General features: G+C 69.4%; 6 protein-coding genes and 1 pseudogene. 4 read left to right on the top strand and 3 right to left on the bottom strand.

What is annotated here, in order from left to right:
• Window positions 1-732 (bottom strand): biotin-dependent carboxyltransferase family protein (locus JMF90_RS19095; protein ID WP_201325317.1); only part of this gene is annotated, 732 nt, incomplete at its 3' end.
• Entirely contained in the window at window positions 729-1,385 is a 657-nt protein-coding gene (gene pxpB / locus JMF90_RS19090) for a 5-oxoprolinase subunit PxpB (protein ID WP_006477548.1), read from the bottom strand. The genes pxpB and JMF90_RS19095, both read right to left, overlap by 4 nt.
• A 149-nt stretch (window positions 1,386-1,534) precedes the next feature.
• Between pxpB and JMF90_RS19085 the strand changes: the two genes are divergently transcribed.
• Window positions 1,535-2,047, top strand: coding sequence for a winged helix DNA-binding protein (locus JMF90_RS19085; protein WP_006483173.1), 513 nt, complete (start codon window positions 1,535-1,537; stop codon window positions 2,045-2,047).
• Between the two features lie 73 nt (window positions 2,048-2,120).
• On the opposite strand, the gene JMF90_RS19080 is transcribed toward JMF90_RS19085, so the two are convergent.
• The gene (locus tag JMF90_RS19080; RefSeq protein WP_125380953.1) at window positions 2,121-2,729 is read right to left on the bottom strand and encodes a 5-formyltetrahydrofolate cyclo-ligase; all 609 of its coding nucleotides are present in this window, start codon (window positions 2,727-2,729) and stop codon (window positions 2,121-2,123) included.
• An 8-nt stretch (window positions 2,730-2,737) separates the two neighbouring features.
• Between JMF90_RS19080 and JMF90_RS19075 the strand changes: the two genes are divergently transcribed.
• The 3 genes and pseudogenes from JMF90_RS19075 to JMF90_RS19065 form a co-directional block, all read left to right on the top strand.
• Window positions 2,738-4,690 (top strand): lytic transglycosylase domain-containing protein, encoded by a 1,953-nt coding sequence (locus JMF90_RS19075; protein WP_034174350.1) that lies wholly within the window; start codon window positions 2,738-2,740, stop codon window positions 4,688-4,690.
• A gap of 51 nt (window positions 4,691-4,741) precedes the next feature.
• Window positions 4,742-5,701 carry a complex I NDUFA9 subunit family protein gene (locus tag JMF90_RS19070; RefSeq protein ID WP_201317036.1) on the top strand — a complete coding sequence of 320 codons (960 nt, stop codon included), beginning with the start codon at window positions 4,742-4,744 and terminating at the stop codon, window positions 5,699-5,701.
• 64 nt (window positions 5,702-5,765) lie between these two features.
• Window positions 5,766-6,369 (top strand): annotated as a pseudogene (locus JMF90_RS19065) (glutathione S-transferase family protein); the annotation flags it as partial.

Here is a 6,369-nt window from a genome sequence, read left to right as displayed (position 1 = left end):
CCGATAGCCCATCCGGTTGCTGTTCGCGGTGACGAGCCATTCCTCATCCCAGAACGCCTGCTGCGAATCGGCCGCGAACGACGCGTAATCGGGGCCCGGCAGCACGCGCACGGGCATCGCCCACGGCGCATGCACGGGGCGGTGACGGCGCGGCGGCTCGTCGACGCGCACGAACGCGCACCACGCCGGCGCCTTCACGCCGAATTCGGGCGCATCGGCCGCGAGGCAGCCCGCGCCGGCCGGCGGCACGCCGACCGGAAGCCGGTCGCCGTCGCGCAACGTGCGGCCGCCGAGGCCGCCGAAGCGCGACGCGAGATCGGTGCTGCGCGAGCCGAGCATCGGCAGCACGTCGATACCGCCCGCGATGCACAGGTAGCCGCGCATGCCGCGTTTCGCGGCCGGCAGCACGAGCGTCTGCCCGGCGCCGACCGGCAGGCTCCACCACGAATGCACGGGCTGGCCGTCGAGCGTCGCGCCGAACTCGGTGCCGGTGATCGCGATGCGCGTGGCGCGCGTGAAGCGGAACGTGGCGGGGCCGATCGTGATTTCGACGGCCGCCGCGTCGGGGCGGTTGCCGACCAGCCGGTTGCCGACTTCGAGCGCGAGGCCGTCGAGTGCGCCGCCCTGCGCGACGCCGAGATGGCGCGTGCCGCGGCGGCCGAGATCCTGCACGGTCGACAGCGGGCCGGCCCGCACGACCTCGATGGTGCCCGGTGCGTTGCTCTGGGTCATCGTGCGTCGACTCCCGCAATGGTGAAGCGCACGCGGTCGCCGGGCAGCAGCAGCGTCGGCTGCGGCCGCGCCGGATCGAACAGCACCTGCGACGTGCGGCCGATCAGTTGCCAGCCGCCGGGCGACGTGGCCGGGTAGATGCCGGTCTGCGCGCCGCCGATGCCGACCGAGCCGGCCGGCACCTCGAGGCGCGGCGCCGCGCGGCGCGGCATGTGCAGCGCGGCGTCGAGGCCGCCCAGATACGCGAAGCCCGGCTGGAACCCGACGAAGAACACGACGTAGGCGCCGGCCGCGTGGCGCGCGACGACCTCGTCGGCCGACAGGCCCGTGTGGGCGGCGACGGCCGCCAGGTCGGGGCCGGCGGCCCCGCCGTACTCGACCGGGATCTCGACCTCGCGGCCGTCCGCGTGCTCGACGTCGGCGGTTTCCCACGCGTCGCGCAGCGCGGGCGTGAGCGAGTCGGCCGTCGCGGCGAGCGCGTCGAACACGATGGTCAGGTTGTTCATGCCGGGGACGACGTCGATCACGTCGGGCCACGCGCGCGCGGCCTCGGCCACGGCCCAGACGCGGCGCTGGCAATCGAGCGTGGCGGGCGGCGGCACCTCGCAGACGAGGGCGGCATCGCCGAGCGGATAAATGCGGGGTTGCGTCATCGGACTGGCACGGTTCGGACGGCAATGTTAGCGCACATTGTCAATAAAATATCGACAACTTCTCAATAAGCGTTTTCGCCTAGCTCGTAGGCCGGGGCTTCTGGCGTACACTCGGGCACATCCTGTCATCCGGCTTGCGCCGCCTTTCCATGAAGCGTCCTGCGACCAAGATCGTGTCATCCGAACACCTCGTTTCCGATTCGAGCGCGGAGCTGTCGGAGCTCGAATACGGGCTCATCATGGCCGGCAACGCGTTCAACCGCTGGATGGTGCGCTGCATGTCGGCGGCGGGCGCGAAGGACATGACGGCGGTCGAGGTCTCGCTGTTGCATCACGTCAGCCATCGCGAACGCAAGAAGAAACTCGCCGACATCTGCTTCGTGCTCAATATCGAGGATACGCACGTCGCGACCTATGCGCTGAAAAAACTGATCGCCCGCGGCTATGTGAAGAGCGAGAAGAACGGCAAGGAAGTGTTCTTCTTCGCGACCGACGCGGGCCGCGACCTGTGCCTGAAGTACCGCGAGGTCCGCGAGCATTGCCTGATCGAGACGCTGAAGGACAGCGGCCTCACCAACGAGCAGATCGGCGACGCGGCGCAGTTGCTGCGCCACGCATCGGGCCTCTACGACACGGCCGCGCGGGCGGCGGCGTCACTGTAAACGATCGCGGAAACGGTCGGTCGCCGCGACACGCTCGCGGCAAGCCGCGACGATCGCGGCGCCGCCCACGTCATCATTCGGCGGCCGGGTAAAGCGCACCGTCGGTGACGATCCAGCGCAACGCGAGATCGTGCGCTTCGGCCGGCAGCGCATCGACGCGGCACGCTTCGTACGCGATGCCGACCGTCACGGGCAGCGTGTCGCCCGGCCAGGCAGCGAGCGTGCGGTCGTAGTAGCCGCCGCCGTAGCCGAGCCGGTAGCGCTGCGCATCGAATCCCACGCAGGGAATCAGCAAAAGATCGGGCACGACGACGATTCCCGACGTGGGTTCGGGAATCCGGTGATGACCTTCGCGCATCGGCGTGTGCGCATCCCATGCATGGAAGGCGAGCGGCGTGTGACGTTCGCCGATCACCGGCAGCGCGGCGCACCGGCCGGCGCCCGCCGCACACCATGCGAGCACCGCGTCGCGCGCATCGAATTCGCCCGGCAGCGGCCAGTAGAACCCGACCGTGCGCGGCGCCAGACGGTCGAGCAACGTGCGCAGCCGCGCGTCGAGCGCGGCGTTCGCGGCGGGTTGCGACGCGGCGTCGCGACGGGCGCCGGACAGCGTTTTGCGCAGCGCAACCTTCGGGTTCGGCACAGGGTTGCGTGCTATGCTTTCGCTCACTTCGTGCTCCATTCAAAACGATGTCGAACAGCCTTTTCCGAGTATATCGCGCGGTCGCGCTGGCGCTTTCCGCCGCCGCGCTCGTCGCGGGCACGGCCGCATGTGCCGCACCGAACGACGACACGCTCGCCGGGGATGACCAGATCTTCGTGCAGCTTCGCGAAGCCGCACGCCGCAACGACGCCGCGAAGGCCGCGCAGCTCGCGTCGATGATCCCGAACTATCCGGTGCCGTCCTACGTCGAGTATTTCCAGATCAAGCCGCAGCTGTTCGATTCGACGGGCCGCGCGCGCGTCGATGCGCCGGACGCGCCCGTGCAGTCGTTCCTGCAGCGCTACGATGGCCAGGCGATCGCCGATCGCCTGCGCAACGACTACCTGCTCGTGCTCGGCGCGCGCCACGACTGGCGCAATTTCGACGACCAGTACAAGCGCTTCGTGCTCGACGACGACACGCAGGTCAAGTGCTATGCGCTCGAATCGCGCGCGGCGCGCAACGAGAACGTCGCCGATGCGGCGCGCGCGCTGCTCGTCGAGCCGAAGAACTACGGCGATGCGTGCGTCGACCTGATCACCGCGCTCACCGTCAATCAGCAGTTCACGAGCGACGACGTGTGGCAGCAGGCGCGCCTCGCGTACGAGCAGAACTACACGACGCTCGGCGGCAAGATCGTCGACGCGCTCGGCCCGCGCCCCGTTGGCTTCGACCAGGCGACGAGCGCGCCGCCGCTGTATCTCGCGCGCGGCGTCGGGCCTGACGCCGCGTCGCATCAGCTCGCGCTGATCGCGCTCGGCCGCATGGCGCGCAACGATCCGGACGCGGCCGCCGGGATGCTGACGACGGTCGCGCCTTCGCTGACCAAGCAGGAACAGGCGATCGCGTGGGGCGCGATCGGCTACCAGGGCGCGATCAAGCGCTCGCCGATGGCGTCGGTCTGGTATGCGAAGTCGGCGAACGCGCCGCTGTCGAACCCGGGCTACGAATGGCGCACGCGCGCCGCGCTGCTCGCCGGCAACTGGCCGATGGTGCGCTGGTCGATCGAGCAGATGCCGCCGTCGCTGCGCAACGATCCGGCGTGGATCTACTGGCACGCGCGCGCGCTCAAGCAGAGCGGCGACACGCTGCAGGCGAACCAGGAATTCGAGCAGGTCGCGGGCCAGTTCAACTTCTACGGGCAGTTGGCCGGCGAAGAGCTCGGCCAGCGCACGACGATCCCGCCGCGCACGAAGGTGAGCGACGCCGAGATCGACGCGATGGGCAAGATTCCGGGCTTCGCGCTCGCGCAGCGCTTCTATGCGCTGAACCTGCGCCTCGAAGGCAATCGCGAATGGAACTGGCCGCTGCGCGGGATGACCGATCGCCAGCTGCTCGCGGCCGCCGAATACGGCAAGCGCGTCGAGCTGCTCGACCGCACGGTCAACACGGCCGACCGCACGAAGGCCGAGCACGACTTCACGCTGCGCTATCCGTCGCCGTACCGCACGACCGTCGAGCGCTACGCGCAGTCGACGGGCCTCGACGTCGAGTGGGCGTACGGGCTGATCCGCCAGGAATCGCGCTTCATCATCAGCGCGCGTTCGTCGGTGGGCGCGGGCGGCCTGATGCAGCTGATGCCGGCGACGGCCCAGATGGTCGCGAAGAAGCTCGGCATGGGCACGATCTCGCGTGCGCAGATGCATGACATCGACACCAACATCCAGCTCGGCACCTGGTATCTGGCGGACATCTACAACAACTTCGACAGCTCGCCGGTGCTCGCCACCGCCGGCTACAACGCGGGCCCGGGCCGGCCGCGCCAGTGGCGCCAGGTGTTGACGCAGCCGGTCGAAGGCGCGATCTTCGCGGAGACGATTCCGTTCAACGAGACGCGCGACTACGTGAAGAACGTGCTGTCGAATACCGTCTACTACGCGGCGCTCTTCGAGGGCAAACCGCAGTCGTTGAAGAAACGTCTAGGCATGATCTCGCCCTGATACACGAACTGCCGCGCGAGACGCGGCAGTGTTCTTTTTAGGACTCGAACAATGGATCGCCAGACCGTCGCGCTGCTGGGCGGCACCGGCTTCATCGGCAGCCGGCTCGTCAGTGCGCTGATCGATGCCGGCAAGCACGTGCGGATCGGTACGCGGCGGCGCGACCACGCGCGCCACCTGCAGATGCTGCCGGTCGACATCGTCGAGCTCGACGCGCTCGATACGCGCACGCTCGCACGCTTCGTCGCCGGCGCGCACGCGGCGATCAACCTGGTCGGCGTGCTGCACGGCGGCCGTGGCACGCCGTACGGGCCGGGCTTCGAGCGCGCGCACGTCGCGCTGCCGGCCGCGCTGGCGACCGCCTGCAGCGAGGTCGGCGTGCGGCGCCTGCTGCACATGAGCGCGCTCGGCGCCGATTCGCACGGCGCGAGCATGTACCAGCGCTCGAAGGGCGACGGCGAAGCCGCGCTGCATGCGGTCGCGGCCACCGATTCGCTCGCGCTGACGATCTTCCGTCCGTCGGTCGTGTTCGGCCCCGGCGACGCATTCCTCAACACGTTCGCGAACCTGCAGCGCACGGTACCCGTGCTGCCGCTCGCGATGCCCGACGCGCGCTTCCAGCCGGTGTTCGTCGGCGACGTCGTGCGCGCGTTCGTCAACACGCTCGATCTCGTCGGCGCGCACGGCAAGACCTACGAACTCGGCGGCCCGACCGTCTACACGCTCGAGCAACTGGTGCGCTACTGCGGCACGCTGGTCGGCCGGCAGGCACGCATCGTGCGGCTGCCCGACGTGCTTGCGCGGCTGCAGGCGAGCGTGTTCGAATGCCTGCCGGGCGAGCCGGTGCTCACGCGCGACAATCTCGCGACGATGTCGGTGCCGAACGTGCTGTCGGGGCCGCTCGCGCCGGAACTCGGGCTCTCGCCCGCGAGTCTCGAAAGCATTGCGCCCGCGTATCTCGGCGAAGCGACGACGCGCTCGCGGTTCGACTGGTTCCGCTCGCGTCGCTAATACCCGCGGGGTGCCGCCGGTCGGCGCCTTTCTTTTCCTTTTTCGCATTTTCCGGAACCCCGTCATGAAGCTCGTCATTGGAGACAAGAACTACTCGTCGTGGTCGATGCGGCCGTGGCTGCTGCTCGCGCATTTCGGCATCCCGTTCGACGAGATCGTGGTCGAGCTGCGTCGCGACGACACGGCCGCGCGCATCCGCGAATACTCGCCGACCGGCAAGGTGCCGTGCCTCGTCGACGATCACGGCTTGGCGATCTGGGATTCGCTCGCGATCGCCGAGACGCTCGCCGAGCGCTATCCGCAATTCCCGATGTGGCCGGCCGACCCGCTCTCGCGCGCGCATGCGCGCTGCGTGTCCGCCGAAATGCATTCGGGCTTCGCGGCGCTGCGCACGCAGATGGGCATGAGCATCCGCGCGTCGATGCCGGGGCGCGGCGCGACGCCCGATGCGCTCGCCGACGTCGCGCGCATCGACGCGCTGTGGAGCGAATGCATCGAGGCGTCGGGCGGGCCGTTCCTGTTCGGCGAATTCGGGATCGCCGATGCGATGTATGCGCCGGTCGTGATGCGCTTCAACACGTATGCGCCGGCGCTGTCGCCGGAGGCGGCCGGCTATGCGGCGCGGGTGACCGCGCTGCCGGCCTGCAGCGGTGGATCGATGCCGCGCG

This window comes from Burkholderia sp. E168m23 (assembly GCF_016586125.1).
Taxonomy (GTDB): Bacteria; Pseudomonadota; Gammaproteobacteria; order Burkholderiales; family Burkholderiaceae; genus Burkholderia; species Burkholderia orbicola.
The sequence above is the reverse complement of the archived record's forward strand: the minus strand, read 5'-3'. Positions and strand labels throughout refer to the sequence as shown.

What these genes read in the sequence shown, in the direction of transcription:
- pxpB (WP_006477548.1), bottom strand. Translation starts at nt 1,385, where the DNA reads ATGACGCAACCCCGCATTTATCCGCTCGGCGATGCCGCCCTCGTCTGC.
- JMF90_RS19085 (WP_006483173.1), top strand. Translation starts at nt 1,535, where the DNA reads ATGAAGCGTCCTGCGACCAAGATCGTGTCATCCGAACACCTCGTTTCC.
- JMF90_RS19080 (WP_125380953.1), bottom strand. Translation starts at nt 2,729, where the DNA reads ATGGAGCACGAAGTGAGCGAAAGCATAGCACGCAACCCTGTGCCGAAC.
- JMF90_RS19075 (WP_034174350.1), top strand. Translation starts at nt 2,738, where the DNA reads ATGTCGAACAGCCTTTTCCGAGTATATCGCGCGGTCGCGCTGGCGCTT.
- JMF90_RS19070 (WP_201317036.1), top strand. Translation starts at nt 4,742, where the DNA reads ATGGATCGCCAGACCGTCGCGCTGCTGGGCGGCACCGGCTTCATCGGC.